This window comes from Devosia subaequoris (genome assembly GCF_014197055.1).
In the GTDB taxonomy this organism is placed as follows: Bacteria; Pseudomonadota; Alphaproteobacteria; order Rhizobiales; family Devosiaceae; genus Devosia; species Devosia subaequoris.
On sequence record NZ_JACIEW010000001.1, the window covers coordinates 66,624 to 84,091 of the forward strand.

General features: G+C 61.0%; 18 protein-coding genes and 1 pseudogene. 12 read left to right on the top strand and 7 right to left on the bottom strand.

What is annotated here, in order from left to right; all coding sequences use genetic code 11:
* Positions 1 to 53: 53 nt before the first annotated feature.
* The 4 genes from GGR20_RS00340 to GGR20_RS00355 are packed head-to-tail and all read left to right on the top strand — an operon-like array spanning position 54 to position 5,037.
* Positions 54 to 1,682: a helix-turn-helix domain-containing protein gene (locus tag GGR20_RS00340; protein ID WP_183309270.1), complete on the top strand. Its 1,629-nt coding sequence runs from the start codon at positions 54 to 56 to the stop codon at positions 1,680 to 1,682.
* Between the two features lie 40 nt (positions 1,683 to 1,722).
* Positions 1,723 to 2,121 carry a response regulator transcription factor gene (locus GGR20_RS00345; protein ID WP_246349345.1) on the top strand — a complete coding sequence of 133 codons (399 nt, stop codon included), beginning with the start codon at positions 1,723 to 1,725 and terminating at the stop codon, positions 2,119 to 2,121.
* Positions 2,105 to 2,338 carry a hypothetical protein gene (locus GGR20_RS00350; protein ID WP_183309271.1) on the top strand — a complete coding sequence of 78 codons (234 nt, stop codon included), beginning with the start codon at positions 2,105 to 2,107 and terminating at the stop codon, positions 2,336 to 2,338. The genes GGR20_RS00345 and GGR20_RS00350 overlap by 17 nt, the downstream gene beginning before the upstream one ends.
* Positions 2,338 to 5,037 carry a sensor histidine kinase gene (locus GGR20_RS00355; protein ID WP_183309272.1) on the top strand — a complete coding sequence of 900 codons (2,700 nt, stop codon included), beginning with the start codon at positions 2,338 to 2,340 and terminating at the stop codon, positions 5,035 to 5,037. Before GGR20_RS00350 ends, GGR20_RS00355 begins: the two co-directional genes overlap by 1 nt.
* Positions 5,038 to 5,041: 4 nt before the next feature.
* Here the strand turns inward: GGR20_RS00355 and GGR20_RS00360 are convergent, their stop codons facing one another.
* Together GGR20_RS00360 and GGR20_RS00365 are read right to left on the bottom strand one after the other, a co-directional pair.
* Positions 5,042 to 5,854, bottom strand: a complete 813-nt coding sequence (locus GGR20_RS00360) for an ion channel (protein ID WP_183309273.1) — start codon at positions 5,852 to 5,854, stop codon at positions 5,042 to 5,044.
* Between the two features lie 95 nt (positions 5,855 to 5,949).
* Positions 5,950 to 6,600: a FecR family protein gene (locus GGR20_RS00365; protein ID WP_210283020.1), complete on the bottom strand. Its 651-nt coding sequence runs from the start codon at positions 6,598 to 6,600 to the stop codon at positions 5,950 to 5,952.
* A gap of 311 nt (positions 6,601 to 6,911) precedes the next feature.
* Here GGR20_RS00365 and GGR20_RS00370 point away from each other — a divergent pair, with 311 nt between their 5' ends.
* The 4 genes from GGR20_RS00370 (at position 6,912) to GGR20_RS00385 (ending at position 10,580) form a co-directional block, all read left to right on the top strand.
* Complete coding sequence (locus GGR20_RS00370) at positions 6,912 to 7,655, top strand: glycosyltransferase family 2 protein (protein ID WP_183309275.1); 744 nt, start codon at positions 6,912 to 6,914, stop codon at positions 7,653 to 7,655.
* 94 nt (positions 7,656 to 7,749) lie between these two features.
* Positions 7,750 to 9,732 (top strand): flagellar hook-length control protein FliK, encoded by a 1,983-nt coding sequence (gene fliK / locus GGR20_RS00375; RefSeq protein ID WP_183309276.1) that lies wholly within the window; start codon positions 7,750 to 7,752, stop codon positions 9,730 to 9,732.
* Complete coding sequence (locus GGR20_RS00380; RefSeq protein ID WP_183309277.1) at positions 9,729 to 10,001, top strand: EscU/YscU/HrcU family type III secretion system export apparatus switch protein; 273 nt, start codon at positions 9,729 to 9,731, stop codon at positions 9,999 to 10,001. Before fliK ends, GGR20_RS00380 begins: the two co-directional genes overlap by 4 nt.
* 57 nt (positions 10,002 to 10,058) lie before the next feature.
* Positions 10,059 to 10,580: a DUF2076 domain-containing protein gene (locus tag GGR20_RS00385; protein ID WP_246349346.1), complete on the top strand. Its 522-nt coding sequence runs from the start codon at positions 10,059 to 10,061 to the stop codon at positions 10,578 to 10,580.
* Positions 10,581 to 10,595: 15 nt separating this feature from the next.
* On the opposite strand, the pseudogene GGR20_RS00390 reads toward GGR20_RS00385, so the two are convergent.
* Positions 10,596 to 11,036: pseudogene (locus GGR20_RS00390) on the bottom strand (cell wall hydrolase); the annotation flags it as partial.
* A 114-nt stretch (positions 11,037 to 11,150) separates the two neighbouring features.
* Entirely contained in the window at positions 11,151 to 11,471 is a 321-nt protein-coding gene (locus GGR20_RS00395; protein WP_183309278.1) for a hypothetical protein, read from the bottom strand.
* Positions 11,472 to 11,575: 104 nt separating this feature from the next.
* On the opposite strand from GGR20_RS00395, the gene GGR20_RS00400 reads away from it, so the two are divergent.
* Positions 11,576 to 11,899, top strand: coding sequence for a hypothetical protein (locus tag GGR20_RS00400; protein ID WP_183309279.1), 324 nt, complete (start codon positions 11,576 to 11,578; stop codon positions 11,897 to 11,899).
* A 2-nt stretch (positions 11,900 to 11,901) separates the two neighbouring features.
* On the opposite strand, the gene GGR20_RS00405 is transcribed toward GGR20_RS00400, so the two are convergent.
* Both GGR20_RS00405 and GGR20_RS00410 read right to left on the bottom strand, forming a co-directional pair.
* The gene (locus GGR20_RS00405) at positions 11,902 to 12,495 is read right to left on the bottom strand and encodes a 5'-methylthioadenosine/S-adenosylhomocysteine nucleosidase (RefSeq protein WP_183309280.1); all 594 of its coding nucleotides are present in this window, start codon (positions 12,493 to 12,495) and stop codon (positions 11,902 to 11,904) included.
* Between the two features lie 125 nt (positions 12,496 to 12,620).
* The gene (locus GGR20_RS00410) at positions 12,621 to 12,800 is read right to left on the bottom strand and encodes a DUF2934 domain-containing protein (protein ID WP_183309281.1); all 180 of its coding nucleotides are present in this window, start codon (positions 12,798 to 12,800) and stop codon (positions 12,621 to 12,623) included.
* 166 nt (positions 12,801 to 12,966) lie between these two features.
* On the opposite strand from GGR20_RS00410, the gene GGR20_RS00415 reads away from it, so the two are divergent.
* From GGR20_RS00415 to GGR20_RS00425, 3 genes are all read left to right on the top strand, one after another.
* Positions 12,967 to 14,427, top strand: a complete 1,461-nt coding sequence (locus GGR20_RS00415) for an MFS transporter (RefSeq protein WP_246349347.1) — start codon at positions 12,967 to 12,969, stop codon at positions 14,425 to 14,427.
* A gap of 197 nt (positions 14,428 to 14,624) precedes the next feature.
* Positions 14,625 to 15,344 carry a VWA domain-containing protein gene (locus GGR20_RS00420; protein ID WP_183309283.1) on the top strand — a complete coding sequence of 240 codons (720 nt, stop codon included), beginning with the start codon at positions 14,625 to 14,627 and terminating at the stop codon, positions 15,342 to 15,344.
* Complete coding sequence (locus GGR20_RS00425) at positions 15,341 to 16,048, top strand: DnaJ domain-containing protein (RefSeq protein WP_183309284.1); 708 nt, start codon at positions 15,341 to 15,343, stop codon at positions 16,046 to 16,048. The genes GGR20_RS00420 and GGR20_RS00425 overlap by 4 nt, the downstream gene beginning before the upstream one ends.
* A 25-nt stretch (positions 16,049 to 16,073) precedes the next feature.
* On the opposite strand, the gene GGR20_RS00430 is transcribed toward GGR20_RS00425, so the two are convergent.
* Positions 16,074 to 17,273 (bottom strand): MFS transporter, encoded by a 1,200-nt coding sequence (locus GGR20_RS00430; protein WP_183309285.1) that lies wholly within the window; start codon positions 17,271 to 17,273, stop codon positions 16,074 to 16,076.
* Between the last annotated feature and the right edge of the window lie 195 nt (positions 17,274 to 17,468).

Genomic DNA, 17,468 nt, shown 5'->3' on the forward strand with positions numbered 1-17,468 from the left:
ATCATGCATCTGTCAATTCATTGACAGAAGGGCTGTTCTGGGGAGGGAAGGCCATGCGTGCGCCAATTGGGTTCAGGATCAGCAACAGGCGGAAATCGCTCAAGATTTCGCAAGCCGCACTGGCGCGTCTGGTGGGCATATCGCCGAGCTATCTCAATCTGATCGAGAACAACAAACGCGACGTGGGCGGTGCACTGCTGCAGCGCGTGGCGCTGCATCTGAACATCGACATCGACGATCTGACCGGGCAGGCCGAACAGAAGCTGCTGCAGGACCTGGAAGAGGCCTATGCCGAACCGATGGTTGAGTCGCTGCCGTTTCAGCCTGACGAGCGGCGGCAGATGGTGGCGCAGTATCCCGCCAGCGCACAGGCCATGACACGATTGCACCGCGCCTATACCGAGGCGGTGGCCAGTGCTGATGCCTTTGCCGACCGGTTGCGCTCGGATCCTTTGCTGAGCCAATTGCTGCACCAGATTCTGTCCGGGGTTACCGCAGTGCGCTCGAGCGCTGAAATTCTAGAAGAGGTTACGGACCTCGACGAGGGCGAGCGCGAACGATTCCTCGCCTCTATCGGACGCGAAACCCGCAATCTTGGTGCGGTGGCACGCAATCTGATCGGCCACTTCGAGAATGCCAGCGCCAGCCGGCGCAACGTCTCAGCGGTGCGGGAAATCGATGACTTGCTCATCGAACGAACCAATTATTTCCCGGCGCTGGAAGTCGCAGCAGAGGGGCTGAGGGCGGACGTGGAGCGACACGGGCTGTTCGGGCTGGAAGGCCTCGTAACGGCGCTTGAGAGACAGTTTGGCGTGCGTATCACCATTGGAGGGGCGCCGCCATCTGGGCCAGCGGACTTTCCGGGACAGTATCGCTATTTTCCCGAGATCGCGACCATGTGGTTGCAGGGCGCCACGACACTGGCCACGCGGCAGTTTCAGCTCGCCCGGCTTTATGGAGAGCTGGCCGCCGGATCGGTGATCGAGACGGAACTGGGTGAGGCTGCCCTGGCGTCTCCCGCGGCCCTGCGACTGGCGCGGCGGGCGCTTGGATCTTATCTGGCCGGCGCTATGGTGTTCCCGTATTCCGGTTTTTTGGGGCAGGCGGAGGCGACGGGATATGACATCGATCAGCTTCGCCAGACTTACTATGCCAGCTATGAGCAGGTGGCTCATCGGCTGGTCTCGCTTCGCCGCCCCGGTGAAGAGGGCGTGCCGTTCGGTTTTCTGCGCTCGGACCCGGCCGGCCGGCTCACCAAACACTTTCCGCTTCCGGGATTGTTGCTGCCCTATTCGGGCCATGCCTGCCCGCTCTGGGCAATCTATGGCGCGTTTCGAACGCCTGACATGCCGGTGCGCCAGGTGGTGCGGTTCTCGGATGGCTCGCGCTATCTTTTTGTTGCACGCACGGTACAGCGCCGGGCGGCGGCATTTCACGAGCCACCTGTGATGGCCTCGGTCATGTTGGCCTGCAACGTGCTGCACGCGGATAGAACGGTATACGCGCAAGGCCTGGACCTGGGTGACACCGGCGCTGATGTCGAGGTCGGCCCCACCTGCCGGCTCTGTACGCGTTCGAATTGCGCCAGCAGGCAGGAAGAGCCTCTGGCACCGGGCCCGGGGCGCGAAAATCTGCGTACGGCCTTGGTCCCAAATGGTTTTGCCCTTGGCGAGGGCGGGTGATTGCGATTTAGTAGCGCCATTCGCGGAGGGGAGACCGCGAATGATGGGGGGAGTATTGGCTATCGACATTTTGATTGCCGAAGATGAGCCTAGCATTCTGGAATCGCTCGACTTCATTTTGCGCCGAGCAGGATGGAGTGTGGAATCGGTCACCGATGGCGAAGCCGTGCTTGAGCGCGTGCGCCGCGAGCTGCCGCGCATCCTGGTGCTCGATATCATGCTGCCCAAGCGCAGTGGCTTCGACGTCCTCAAGCAATTGCGTTCCGAAGAGCCGACCAAGATCCTGCCGGTCTTGATCCTGACCGCCAAGGGACAACAGCAAGACAGGCGCATTGCCGAGGAATTGGGCGCCGATGGTTTCGTGACCAAGCCCTATTCCAACGCGGAAGTGGTTGGAGCAGTACGCCAATTGCTGGGTGATGATGACCGCGCGGCGTAAGCTGGAGAGCGGGGTTTTCGTCTTTGCGATGTTCGGTGCGCTGCTGATTCTTCCGCCCCTGGTCTATATCTTCAATCATCCGATCCTGTTTTTCGGGATCCCACAGATCGTCGTCTATCTGTTCGGGGTCTGGGCGCTGATGGTTATCGGAGCCGGCGTCCTGACGCATTATCTGCCCCACGCCTCGGATGAGGATGGCCACGAAGGGGACGAGTGATGCTTTCGGCCGACTTCGTCATAATCACCGCAATCGTCTATGTGGGGCTGCTGTTCGTCCTGGCCTATTTCGGGGACCGGCACACGCGCGCCAACAAGTCGTCATTCCTGCGCTCGCCTGCTGTCTATACGCTCTCGATCTCGGTCTATTGCACGAGTTGGACCTTCTATGGCGCCGTCGGCAATGCCGCGCGCGGGGGGCTCGAGTTCCTGACCATCTATCTGGGGCCCACCATCGTTTTTGTCGGCTGGTGGTTCATATTGCGCAAGCTGGTCCGGATTGGCCGGATGCAGGCTATTACGTCGATCGCGGATTTATTGTCTTCGCGCTATGGCAAGTCGAGCCGGCTGGCCGTGCTGGTGACACTGATCGCCGTTATTGGCATCACCCCCTACATCGCCTTGCAGCTCAAGGCGATTACCGCCTCCATCCAGGTGGTTGCGGAATCGGCTGAGGGCGCGCGGGGCAGTCTTGTCGGCGTTGATGACGGTGCCCTGGCGTTCGGTATTGCTGCGGGCATGGCGCTGTTCACTATTCTGTTCGGCACGCGCAATGTCGACGCCAAGGAGCAGCACCATGGAGTGGTTGCTGCCATTGCGTTCGAGGCGGTGGTCAAGCTTGCGGCGCTACTGGCGGTCGGTGTGTTCGTCACCTTCGGTTTGGGTGGGGGCTTCGAATCGATCTATCGCGGCGCGGAGGCGGCAGGCATTGCGATCTATGAAGACGACCCCTTCGGCCCACGCTGGGTGGCGATGACGGTGCTGTCGGCCGCTGCGATCATCTGCCTGCCGCGCCAGTTCCAGATCACCGTGGTCGAAAACGCCAACGAGGATCATCTGCGCGTCGCAGGCTGGGCCTTCCCCGCCTATTTGCTGCTGATGAGCGTCTTCACGTTGCCCATTGCGCTTTACGGCATGACGGTGATGCCGGAAGGTGCCAATCCGGACATGTTTGTGCTGACGCTGCCGCTGTCCGAAGGGCAATCTGGCATTGCGTTGCTTGCCTTTATCGGTGGTTTTTCATCCGCTACATCAATGATTATCGTGGCCTCGATTGCCTTGTCGATCATGGTGTCGAACCACATCATCATGCCGATCATCCTACGCTCGTCCAATGTCGGGCAGGGCGACGGGCAGGGTGTTCGGCGCTTGCTGCTATTGAGCCGACGGGTGTCGATCGGAGTGATCCTGACCTTGGGGTTTCTCTACTTTTCGCTGACCGGCGACGATGCTTTGGCGCCGATCGGGCTCATTTCGTTTGCCGGTGTCGCGCAGTTTCTGCCGGCCATCCTGGCGGGCCTCTACTGGCGCGAAGCGGCGCAGCGCGGGGCGGCGAGCGGCATTCTGATCGGGTTTGTCGTGTGGGCCTGGACCATGTTCCTGCCCAGTTTCGAAACGGTGCTGCCATGGGTGTCCGATGTCATGGAAAGCGGACCCTGGAGCATTGGGTTCCTGCGACCGGAGAATCTGTTCGGTCTGGATGGACTCGATCCGCTGGTGCACTCGGTGTTCTGGAGCCTGCTGCTCAACAGCGTTTTTCTGGTGCTGGGATCGCTAGTGTCCAGCCAATCGGCGCTCGAGCGTATCCAGGCTGCAGCCTTTGTGGATGTGTTCCGCCGCCGTCCTTTCGCCCATCGCGGTTTCATGCCCGGGTCTGCGACAGCGAATGATCTATATTTTGTTGCCGAGCGGGTGCTGGGCGAAAAACGGGCGGCGACACTGTTCGAGACTGCGGCGCAGGAGCGTGGTGTCGAACCGGCGATGCTGGAGCCGACGCCGGAGTTTATTTCCAAATTGGAGCGCGAACTGGCTGGATCCATCGGCTCGGCCTCGGCGCATGTGATGCTGGCAAAAGTGGTGGCCGGCGGCGACGTGTCGCTCGAAGAGATGATGCAGATGGCCGATGAAACCCAGCAGGTCATCGAGTACTCTCAGGAACTGGAAAGAACTTCGGCGGAGTTGCGGGTCACAGCTCGCAAGCTGGAAGATGCCAATGCGCAACTCCGCGAGCTGGACAGCCAGAAGGACGAGTTTCTTAGCCAGGTGAGCCACGAGGTGCGGACGCCGATGACCTCGATCCGTTCGTTCTCCGAAATCCTGATGGAGCCCGGGGAACTCAATGACGGACAGCGACAGCGCTTCATCTCCACGATCCACAATGAGAGCCTGCGCCTGACCAGGCTACTCGATGAAATTCTGGACCTTAGCGCGCTCGAACGGGGAGAACGAAGCTGGCAGAATGCGCCGGTAAATGCGGAAGAGGCTCTGGATCGTGCCGTCGCGGTCTGCGACGCGTTGCTGCGGCAGAAGGGCATGCGCGTGGAGTTTGGCGAGCGGGCGCATACCACCATGGTCGACGGGGACAGCGACCGTCTCTGTCAGGTGTTCATCAACCTGATTTCCAATGCAGTTAAATACAATGATGCCGACCATCCCATGGTTCGCGTGAGTTCAACTGTGCGTGCGGGGCAGTTCGTGGTTGATGTGGCAGATAACGGTCCGGGAATCTCCAAGACCGATCGAAAGCTCATCTTCGAGAAATTCTGGCGCGGCGTTGAAGGCGGCGGGGATCAGGGCGGTGCGGGCCTCGGCCTGGCGATCAGCAGGCAGATCGTAGCCAGGATGAATGGCACGCTGGAACTGGTGCCCGGGCCCTTGCCAGGGGCGTGTTTCCGAGTGCGGTTGCCGGTGATCAAATAGGGGTTCAGCCCATTCCTTCGTCCGGGATGTTGAGCAAGTGACCGCATGCCTTGCAGTGAACAGCATCGGGCTCATGGCGATGCAAGCCGCATTGGGGACAAGGGAAACTCACCTTGGCGGGGCGAAAAATGAGCTGGGCGAGCCGGACGAACAGCGAAATACCGACGATCATCACCACCACCGAGACGAGCTTGCCGAAAGTGCCGGGCAGGACGATGTCGCCAAAGCCGGTGGTGGTCATGGTGGCGACCGTGAAATAGAGCGCGTCGACATAGCCGGCAATGCCGGAATCGCGCCGGGCAAAGGCGGTATAGACGAAGCCGGTGACGACGAAGATGAAGACCAGCAGGTTGATCACCGCCTGCATGGTGTCGCGATATTCGCCCAAACCCCGTTTTTCGAGCGGCCGCCAGACCATTCTGGAGCGCGACAAGGTCCAGAGCCGCAGGATGCGCAGGAAGCCCAGATTGAACAGCCAGGTGGGTGCGAGAAGCGTGATCAGGATGAAGATATCGATGATCACCGGCAATTGCCGCACCCAGCGTAGGGGATGGGTGGCGGCCAGGCCGCGCGCGATCAGGTCGATGGCGAGGATCGCGGCTATCGAATAGTCGATCCAGAGGAAGGTTTCGGTTTCGCGAAGCAATGGCGTGGCGATGAAAAAGGCAATGATTGCCAGATCGACCAAGAGGATAACGGTCTGGAATCGCAAGGCCTTTGCCGACTGCCCGTGGTAAAGCAGCCGCAATCTGGAGCGGAGCCTTTCAAACCCTGATTGGTTGGCATCTTCTGCGGGGGATCGTTCTGAGGAGGCCACTCTGGCTCACTTCTTGTCGGCCGGTCGGGCGGACACCAAAGGATGTTTTGCCCTACAGTTCAAGTGGCTGGCGTTTGCCCGGTGCAGGTTGCGCGTCAACAATTTTTCGGATCAATGCATGGCTGATTTTGGACCGGGGCCCTGTGACCATTTGCTCCGTCCACCAGCGAGTCAGACGCGGATTGCGGTGGTGGCGCCAGGCATGCCTGGCCACCGGAAACCCGGAAGGGAGGCAAAAAGATCGATTGGATATTGGACAGCGGGAAATTTGGCACCACGCGATCACGCTCGTCATCTCGCCAGGTGAGGAGACTGGCGTTGCCACCAGCCACGGCGCCTATGTCGCAGCGATTGGCGAGGTTGACACAATCAGAACCACGGCAAACGGTCAGAGCGCCCTCATAGAGCAGAATAAAGCTTTGGCCGCCTCCTACCGTCAAATCGAACTCGGTGCCCCGGACAGCGATGGAGGCTGTGGGTGTGTCGATGGAATAGGCCGCCTTTGGGCTATTGCCGGAAATGAAGCGGAATGTGCCGGCCAGGGCGTTGACTGCGAATTTGTCGGCGCCCGATCCGGCCAGCAGATAGGTTTCGATTTCAAGGGTGCTGCCGGGCCCGACCACCAGCCGGGTCTGGTCATCGAATAACAATTGGACATTGCCTCGGGGACCGGTGACGATGGTCTCGCCCACTGTTACATCGGCGCCGATGACGAGAACGCGCTCGTTCGAAGCGGCGCGCGCCAAGGCGTCGGGCTTTACGCCAACGGCGGTGCCCTCGGCGGCAGCAAGTGCCGTCCCGGTCAGGCAGAGCGAAGAAATTGCAATATATGCAGCAAGTCTGTTCATGGTCGTATCCATTCAACTTTGCCGCTGAACGGGACATGAACCGTCCAGACCTCAGGAACATCTTAGCAGACGGGAGGAAATGGCGGAACGGGCAGGATCAACGCCGGCTGATTCACGCAGGATTTGCGCGATTGGTTGCCGCAGGCAGCGCAGCGCGCTATGTGCAGAACAAACAAGGACCGGCACCAGGCCGGGCAAAAGGGATCCCCATGAAGCTTGCCTTCGTCATTCCCGCCTATAATGAAGAGGCGCTGATCGGCAAATGTCTTGAATCGGTGCTGGCGGAAATAAAGCGCTCCGGCGCCAATGCCGACGTGATCGTCGTCAACAATGCTTCGACCGACAGGACTGGCGAAATCGCGCGCAGCTTTACAGGCGTGCGGGTCGTCGACGAGCCCAAAAAAGGGTTGGTGAATGCGCGTGACGCCGGCTTTGCGGCGAGCGAAGGCTATGAGCTGGTCGCCAATATCGATAGCGACACCATTGTGCCCGAGGGGTGGCTCGATGTGGTGCTGCGCGAGTTCGCCAAGGATCGCGGGCTGGTCTGCCTTTCCGGCCCCTATGTCTATTATGACATGGCCATGCACAATCGTTTCCTGATCAGCATGTTCTATGGTCTGACTTACCTGATCTACATTCTCAACCGCTTCATCCTGCGGGTCGGATCGGTGGTGCAGGGCGGCAATTTCGTGTTCAAGCGCGCGGCCTGGGAGGCCGTTGGCGGCTACGATCGCAGCATCGATTTCTTCGGCGAGGATACCGATGTTGCAGTGCGCCTTTCCAAGGTTGGCGGGGTCAAATGGACCTACGCGCTTAAAATGAAGACTTCCGGCAGGCGGCTGGAGAAGGAAGGCGTGTTCCGTACAGCGGGCACCTATACGCTGAACTTTTTCTGGGTGACCTTCAAGGGGAAGCCAATGACCAAGGACTATACGGATATTCGGCCGCAATAGGTTGAACACCACGCCAAGTGTCGATGGCTGGCGCTGAACGCGCAATGCGTTAAACTCCGAACAGCCACATGACGTGGCCGGAGTCGCCCGGCCGATGAGTATATCGTCCCAGCTTCCGCCCATCCCGCTGGCCATGGCCGGTGCCAGTCTGCGCGCCCTGGCTCAGGCCGCCGGGCAGACCGTGGAAGTTCGCGTGCTGTCTCAGACCGGCAAAGGTGCGACCCAGGTGCAGATCGGGCGGCAGGTCTTGAGCCTCAACCTGCCGCAAAGTCATCCGGTCGGGGCAACGCTGACACTTGCGGTGCAGCAGACTGACGGCCATTTGCAACTAACGCTCGAAGGCGTGCGCCTACCGGCTGGCGGCACGGCGCCGATATCCGGTGCGGGGCAGAATGCACCGGCAACACAGGTCCAACTCTCTGCAAGTGCACGGTCTGAGGGGCAGATCGAATTGAATCCCGCGACGAGGCCTTCCCGGCCGGGGGCGGTGCCTGCTGCAGCGAGCAATGGGGGCACGCCTGCTGCGCCGCTATCTTCACAGGTTCCTGCGCCTGCCATGGCGCCGCTGGCGCCATATGGGACAGGTGCAGTTCCGCAAGCCAGTCCCGCCAGCACTGCGCCCGTGACGTCAGTGGTCATTAGTGAGGCATCTGCTCCGGCCCCAACCGCTGCGCCGCCGCCGGGCGCAACCGCAACGCCGCAGGCGGTGACCGCAGCATCAAGCTCCGGGCCGGTTGATGCCGCAAATGGACCGCCAACGCAGATGGCACGTACCAATCCAACGTCTCTGCTGACGGGTAATATTGGGCTAGAGGCGGCAGCAGCGGGTCTTCGTGCGTCTGTGCAGCCTGCCGCTACGCCATTGTCCACATCGAGCGTTCCGGGTGCTTTTCCACCCTCTACAACGGCCCCAGCAGCGTCTGGGGCGGGGCCAGTGCCGCGTACTGAGATTCCCTACGCAGTGGCGGCGCCGGTAAGCGCATCGGGGCGGCCAGTGGTGGGTGTGGTGGGATCCGCGAGCACTGGCTTGCCGCCGGTGGGGCAGGCGGTTTCATCGAGCATTGTGGGGCAGCATGCGCCGCCGCCCAATACGGCCGGTGTGCCTGCCGCTCAGGCGAACCAGGCGCGTCCAGTTCCGTTGCAGCCACAATCCCCGGTACCGACGAGTGCGCAGGCTGCGCTGGCGCAGATGGTGCAGCAGGCTCTGCCGCGACAGGATAGCGTGGTTGGGCTGACAACGGCCCTGACAGCTGCCCAAGGCAAGTTTGCGCTGCCTGAGCCAGTTGCCAAGGCCGCCCAGCAAGTGTTGGCAGCGCGAGTTTCGCTGGATGGCGGGCAAGCCAGCGGTGCCGTGCTCAAAGCTGCTGTGCTGAAGTCGGGGGTATTTCAAGAGGCCTTGCTGGCGGCGGGACAAGGCACCCAGGCAGCGGGCGATGCCAAATCGGCTCTGCTGGGCTTGCGGCAGAGCTTGGGCGCCTGGTTGGGGCAGCAGGCGCCAGTAGCGCAGGTTGCGGGTGTGGCGCCGCCACTGCGTGGACTGCCGCCGCGCGCAAGAGCAGGTGACGTCGGAACGCCGAACTTGCCTGATGACGTGCTGGAAGCAGGCAGGATGCTGCTGGAGCGGACCGAAGCGGCTCTATCGCGGGTGCGGCTGCACCAGAACGCCTCACTGCCCGACCAGAACGCGGCGCGCCAGGACACCCAATGGAGCCTGGACCTTCCGGTGGTGGTGGCGGGCCAGCAGCATTTGCTGCAGATGCAGATACACAAGGATCCCGAAGGCGCCGATGAGCGGGCCGAGGATCGCGGCTGGCAGATCCGGTTCGCCATCAACCTGTCCGACGATGGTGAAATCGGCGCGCAGATTTCGCTTCGAGGCGGAAGTGCGGGGGTGCTGCTTTGGGCGGAGCGGCCTGAAACGAGTGCTGCACTGTCGGCGGATGTCGAAGCCCTCAAGGAAGATCTTGCCGCGATCGGACTGAGACCGGGTGCGGTGGTGATACGGACCGGTGCGCCAGCAACCCCCGCCCGGCCCGCGCCGTCTGCGTCCGGGCAGCATCTGGATGCCACACGATGAGCGCTGACGAACCCCTAAATCGAGCGCTTGCCGTAGCGCTGCATTATGAGGAAGGTTCACAGGAGGCGCCGCGCGTCGTTGCCAAGGGGCGCGGGCTGGTGGCCGAAAAGATCGTTGCATTGGCCGGGGAGAACGGGGTGGTGATTGAGGCCAATCCGGTTCTTGCCGAGGCGCTGAGCGGGGTGGAGCTGGACGAAAGCATTCCGATCGAACTCTATGACGCAATGGCCGTGGTGATCGGCTATGTGCTTCGCCAGACCCGGCGGTGACCTTGCGGGAGCAAGGCGGGGTTCCCATGTCTGAGACCGAGATGATGGGAGAACGCTATGCTGCGAGACGAAGACCAACACGCCATTGAGGATTTGTTTGAGCGCCTGCGCAGAGTGGAGCGCAATAGCGGTCCGCGCGATCGGGATGCCGAAGCCCTGATCTCGCAGCGAATGTCCGAGCATCCGGCGGCGGCCTATTACATGGCACAGACGATAATCGTGCAGGAAGCGGCCTTGCGGGACCAGCAGACCAGGATCGAAGCCCTTGAAGCGGATGCCAAACGCCGTCCATCAGGATTCCTGGACAGTATTTTCGGTGATGATCCTGAAGAGCGAAGGTCTCCGCCAGCGACGGGCCAGCGGCAAGGCGGGCCATGGGACCGGCCTGCCTCAGGCGGGTTTCTGGCTGGCGCCGCGCAGACCGCGCTGGGCGTGACCGGTGGCATGCTGCTGGGCTCGGCGATAGCCGGCATGTTCAGCGATCCAGCTCAGGCAGCGGCCCCTGAAGAGCCCCCGGCCGATGAGGGATTTGAGGGTGGGGATGATTGGGGCGGGTTCGATATTGGCGGCGATTTCTAGGCGCTAGCGCACGCGGCGCTTTTCATAGAACTCATTGCCGCCAGCTTCGAGGACATAGAACATATTGTTGTATGGGAAGCGCAGGCCTGCGGTGTGGAAATGCTGCGCGGCCTGAACGCCCGGATGTCGGGCGCCGGACAGCACTTGATCGGCGACCCGGGACGCAAGCACTGCACCGCTGTCGGTCATCGGCCTGGTGAGAACTCCTTGGGCGAACTGGTTCTTCTGGCCCACTACGCCGCAGACCGATTTGGGATAGCGAGGATCATTCAGGCGATTCATCACCACTGTGCCCACGGCCAGCATGCCTTCGGCGCTGGATCGGTTGGATTCGAAATACATGGCGCGCATCATGCATTCCTTTTCGCTCAGTCGCCCCATGCCCAAGTTCATCCCGGCAATACCACAGCCCGCGAGGCTAGCAAGGGCCACAGCGGCCACGATCGCGCGCAGCATAGCATTATTGAACTGGCGCATTGGGGCGCTCCGGGATCGTGGCGAAAGTGGCATGTGACCCGAGAGTGCGTGCGCAGGCTTAAAGAAGTACTGAGCGGGACAGTTAACCAGCGCTTAGCGTCGGTTGAGCAATCGCATGAGCAGCAAGGCCGTCCCCGCCAGAGCAATGGCCGGTACCGGATCGCGACGAATCATACCGGCACCCTTCCGCGCCTCCTGGCCGGCCAGTTGAGCAAGCTCACTGGTTTGGGTGGCGACAGCCGAGCCAATATCGTGCAACTGGTTGCCCCAATGGTTCGCAGCCTGTCCGGTCTGCCGTGACAGCGATTGTCTGATACCATGGACGTCGCGTCGCATAGCGTGCAATTGGGCTTCCAGGCTATGCGGATCGTGCCGCTGGAGGCCAAGTTGCGTCAGCAAAGTATTGAGGGACATGGTGTGCTCCGTATTTGCCGATCAACGGTTGGGCTATTAGGGCGGTTCCACGCCCTTGAACTGCCGAAACTCAGCGCCATCTTGTTGAGACGGAAAGGAACCGCATGAGCAAGAGCACAGATCGCCTGAACCGGCTGTTTGATCGTCTGGAAAGGCGCATTCCCGGTCTGGCCGCTGGCTGGCTGGCACGCTTGCGACGCCCGGGCGCGCGTTGGATTCGCATTCCACTCGGCGTTGTCCTGGTGCTGGGCGGCATCTTCAGCTTCTTGCCAGTTCTGGGCATCTGGATGCTGCCACTCGGCCTGTTGCTGTTGGCGGTCGATCTGATTTTCCTGCAAGGGCCGGTGAATACGGCTGTGTTGCGTGGGAGCCGATGGTGGACCAATTGGCAGCGGGGGCGACGCGACAAGAAGCGCAACGGGAAATAGCGTCAGGCCCCGAGGCCGTAGTGGTCTTCAATGAGGTCCACGGCTGCGGCGAGCCGCTCATCGACAATGTGAAGATATTGCGTCCAGTCGGCCATGCCTGCGACCTCGGCCTTGCCGTCGGAAATTCCGCGCAGGGCCAGGAGAGGGATGTCGAACGCCTGGCAGGCCCGTAGTATGGCGAAGGTTTCCATGTCCACCATATTTTCCGACACCGAATCATAGGCCGCGCCGGAGACGACATTGGCACCGGTGGACAGCGTCGCGGGCACCAGGCCGGGCACGAGTGGTTCGAGCGGCAGGGTTGCCGGAAGATCTAGGAATGGTGTTACGCCCTTGGAGAAGCCGAGAGCCGAGGCGTCCATATCGCGGTAGGACACCGAAATGGCCTGATAAACGGCGCATTGCTCAAGGCTGCGAGATCCCGCCGAACCAAGCGAAACCACAAGTTCCGGCGGGTTGGCGGCCATGCACGCAATGATGCGTGTGGCGTTTACGGCAGCCTCTACCGGACCCACGCCTACCATGTGTGGCGTGATGCGCGCGCGTAGATGGGGGCCGTATTCCGGCTCCGCTGCCATGAGGTAAAGGATCGGCATGGCGCAACTTCTAACACGGTCGTCGGGGGCGCCAAGCCTGTTGTTCCAATGGTTGGCGCGCGGTCAGCAAAAAGAAGGTGATTGGCCGCAAGAGATGTAGACCCGCGGCCAGCCGTTTGGGGCAATCATGCGGCCTTGCTGACTTTCTTGTTTCGTGCCGCACGTTTGCGCGGCGGCTTGATTGACTTGGCGGCCTCGGAAGCGATTTCTGAAACGGCCTTGAACCAATAGGCCTGGTCCTGACCTTCGGGACGGCCATCAGCCTCCCACATCGCATAGGCGCGGCGTTGGACTTGTTCGTGCATTTCAGCACTCCTTGATGGATTGGGCGAGCAGAGCGTGCGCGCGCTTGGTTTATGAATGGTAAATTATCACCTGATGCGGACGCATTGCGTCTAGGTCGGCAGCGCGTGATAGAGTTTGTCGCTGTGGTGTCGAAGACATCCACGATGGATCGTCAGTGATGATGCGATGCTGCACTTTGCTGCTGCCGATATTCGTCAGCAGGCGTTGCCAGGCATCAAATCAGGCACGGAAGGCCGCCCCCATCTCGGGCTGGCTACCAGCAGGGATGGGTCGATAATGAAGCCATTTCATCAAGTTCTCGCCAACAATCTCGTCGCCAACGTCACCAATTTCACGGTGTGGTTTGCCATAACCTTCTGGGTATTTTTGGAAACCAAATCGGTGTTCGCAACCGGCATGATCGCCGGTTTCTATCTGGTCTTCACGGCCGGGTTCGGTTTCTGGTTCGGCTCTATTGTCGATCATAACGCCAAGAAACACGCCATGCTCGCCTCCAGCGTAACGTCGGCGCTGTTCTACCTGTTGGCGTTGGGCATGTTGCTGGCTGAGCCCGAGGGGGCGTTCCGAGATCCCTATGGCTGGTATCTATGGGGTTTTGTTCTTCTGGTGATGCTGGGGGTTATCGCGGGCAATATCCGCTCAATTGCCTTGCCCACGCTGGTCACCATCCTGATCGCCGAGAACGACCGAGACAAAGCAAATGGGCTGGTCGGCATGGTGACAGGCATCGGATTTCTCACCACCTCGGTGATATCAGGCTTTCTGGTTGCCTATGCCGGCATGTTTGGGGTGATGGTGCTCGCCCTTGGCTCGACGGGGCTGGTTTTTCTGCATTTGAGCCTGGTGCAGATTGACGAGGGCAGAGCGTCGCCCAATCCTGACGTGCCGCCCGAGCCCAAGCGAGTGGATATTGCCGGGACCATAAGGGTCGTGGCTGCAGTGCCGGGACTGTTCGCCCTGATCTTTTTTGCTTGCTTCAACAATTTTCTCGGCGGCGTCTTCATGGCCCTGCTTGACGCCTATGGCCTGTCGCTCGTGCCGGTGGAGGTGTGGGGGCTGACTTTTGGCGTGCTTTCGATTGCCTTCATCCTGAGCGGGATCATCATTTCCAGAACAGGATTGGGCACGAATCCATTGCGTACCCTATTGATGGTCAACGCCATCATGTGGGTTGGGTGCAGCGTATTCACCATCCAGTCCTCGTTTTGGCTGTTGGCGGCTGGCTGCTTCTTATGGATGTTCCTGGCGCCTTATGCCGAGGCTGCTGAGCACACAACTCTGCAAAAAGTGGTGCCATTGGAGCGGCAGGGCCGGGTGTTTGGCTTTGCCCAATCGGTCGAACAATCCGCGTCGCCCCTTACGGCATTCCTCATTGGTCCGTTGACGCAGTTCATGGTCATTCCGTTCATGACGGATGGTGCGGGGGCAGACGCGATTGGGGGCTGGTTCGGAACTGGGCCGGAACGCGGCATAGCGCTCGTATTCACCATTGCCGGCCTGGTTGGCCTGCTGGTCACCATTTTTGCGTTCAATTCGCGCCATTATCGAGACCTTTCCGCGGCTTATGCCCGGGGCATGGACGACGACGGCGAAGGTGGCGGGGCGGCTGTGGCCAACCCCGCCTGATCGGGAACGTGCGGGTTCCGCAGGGGCTACTTCGTTTGATGCCCTATCCGCCGTGTCAGCGGAAAAGCCATAGCCACATGGCTGCAGCCAGACCGATGACGGACAGAGCGCGCGCATTTCCACGTGAACAAGCGAAATTTATCCGCCGTATTGCTGCCTGCCTTGCCCGGGCGTCCGCGGGGCCACATATTCATGTCATGAGTGAAAAAAATCCGGCTCGCCGCGCCGATGCGGTGACGCCAAAAACCAATGTTCGGGACGAGGTGTCTGCCTTTGTGCAGAAGGTGGGGCTTATGGCCCGCCCCAATGCAGCGGAGGATGGGCGGCTTTTGTTCGGCATGGATGCGACCATGAGCAGGCAGCCCACCTGGGACATGGCAGTTTCCCTGCAGGCAGGCATGTTCGAGGCCATCCCCAAGGACGCGCATCTGCAGGTGCAATTGATTTACTTTCGGGGGTTGGGCGAATGCCGAGCCTCGAAATGGGTTCTCGATGCCAACGCTCTGGCCCGCCTGATGAGTACGATTTCCTGCCAGGGTGGCAATACGCAGATTGGGCGGGTGTTCTCGCACGCCCGGGATGAGCACAAGAGGCGGCGCATCAGTGCAGTGGTCTATGTCGGTGACGCAATTGAAGAGAATGTGGATGCGCTTTGCGCCAAGGCGGGGGAGCTCGGTGTGATGGGGCTGCCGCTGTTTGTGTTCCAGGAGGGGCATGACAGCCGGGTGGAGGCGGCCTTTCGGGAGTTTGCACGGCTCTCCAAGGGAGCCTATGCGCGGTTTGACAGCTCGGCGCCGCAGCAGCTCGCCGATTTGCTCAAGGCCGTGGCGGCCTATGCCAGTGGCGGACGGGCGCAACTCAAGCTGCAATCGAGCGGTGCGGCGCGGGCCCTGCTAAGCCAGATCGAGAAACAATGAGCTGGGTATTTCTCGGCGTCCTGATCCTGATCGGCATCGCGTGGCTGGTCTATGCACTGCGCAATATGGATCGGCGCCTAGTAATGCGCGGGCTGCGCTGGATCGTCGGCGGTGGCGCCGGGCTCATTGCGGCAGCTGCGCTTCTCTTCCGGCGTATCGATATCGCCATGATCCTGGGCGCGGTCGCTGCATCGGTGCTGCTGCACGGCCGGCTGGGGCAATTCTCATTCGACAGCGTCGGTTCGGGGCCTTCGAATGTGTCCAAGGTCCGCAGCCGGTATCTGGCCATGGAACTGGACCATGACACGGGTGAGCTGACGGGCAGGGTGCTGGATGGGCAATTTGCCGGCTGGGACCTGATGGATTTGGACGAAGCGGAGACGCGCGCCCTGATCGAGGAGATCGGGCGCGATTCAGAGAGCGTCAATCTGCTTGAGAGCTGGCTCGACACCAATCGTGCCGGGTGGCGAGAATATTTTGCCGAAAACGGCGCCTCGAGAGCCGATAATGGACGATCAAACGGTGCTGCCGGTGACCCGGTGGCCGAGGCCTATGCTGTTTTGGGGTTGGAACCCGGCGCCTCCGACGAGGAGATCAAGGCGGCGCATCGTGAATTGATGAAGGGCGTGCATCCCGACAGAGGCGGCTCAGAATTTCTGGCCGCCAAGATCAATGAGGCGCGAGACTTCCTGCTCGGACGATGACCCCAGCGACATGAATGCTGTCGTTTCAGTCGGTTGCCCTGAGCCCATGGCGCTGACCATGCGCAACCCAGGTTGCCAAAGGCACCATTGCCAGCCCGGCCCAACCATAGGCCGGCAGTATGCCGACGCCCTCTGCCAGAAAACCGAAGGCCAGTGTGCCCAGAATGCCCGAGATATTTTCCGCCATGACCAGGGCGGAAGTCGTGGTGGCGCGGCTTTTGCCTTCCATGACGCGATGAAAGCGGGCCTCGGCCAGAACGCTAAGCGGCGCCATGAGCACATAGGCCAGGCACAGCAGCAGCACGAACCACGGGGAGGTGCCGATTGAAGACAGGAGCAGCAGTCCGCCGCCGAGGAGCGGAAGCAACCACGCCAACCAGGGCCGTCCAGCCAGACGGTGGGCATAGATGCTCGCCGCAGCATAGAAAAATTCCACCGCCGCGCCGGCAATACCCCAGGCCCAGACCGGAAGATCGACCGCAAGATAGTAGATCTGGTCGAACTCTTCGATGAGCTCGAAGATCACGAGACCGACCGCGATATAGGTGGTGACGAAGCGCAAATCGGCGTGTCGGCGAAACTCCATCGCGGCTTCGGCAAAGTGCGATAAATAAGTGGCCGGGGTTTCGACCGGTTCGGGGGCGGCGGCACCGCGACGCGTGTCGCGCAACCAGAAGGCGAGGAAGGACGCGAGCAATAGTGGCGGTAGGGAAAGCCACAGGCCCCAGTCGAAGCTGTAATAGGCGACAATTCCACCCAGCAACGCGCCAGAGCCGATGCCGAGCTCCTCAGCGGCATTGTCGCGGCCCAGCACCTTGTCGAAGTCTACTACGCGGCCTTCGTGTTCCATTCGTTCGTACAGCAGCGCCTCTCGAGAGCCCGATTGCAGGGCCTGGGCGAGGCTCCAAAACAGAAAGCCGAGCGCATAGAGCCAAAAGTTGCCCGCAGCGGCGATCCAGAGCAGGAAGGTCAGCGCCTTGAACAGTGGCGCAGAGACCAGGAGCCATCGCCGGTCAAAGTGGTCCGAGAGTGCGCTTGAGGGCATCTCCAGCACGATCGCGGTGGCGGACCAGAAGGCCAGTAACAGTCCGATTTCGGTTAGCGACAGGCCCTCAAGCTGAAACAGCGCCGTGTAGAAGGCATAGGCGAGGATGAAGTCAAACAGGAAAGCATAGGCGTAGTAGAGCCCGAGGAAGCGACGGAGGTCTGAGGACGAGCTGGACATCGTGGCGATCCTGTTTCGCTCGTCCAAGGATTGCATATCCAGACACTGGTGGGCACCAGCGATAGCCAGATGGATCAGATTATTGCTGCGATTATGAGTCTGATGCGCGATGAGCAGGCGTGACTGCAATTTGGCGTCTTCGGTCTAGGCTCGCTCGGTGAGCCATGCTAAACCGTCCGCAAATCGACGCCATAT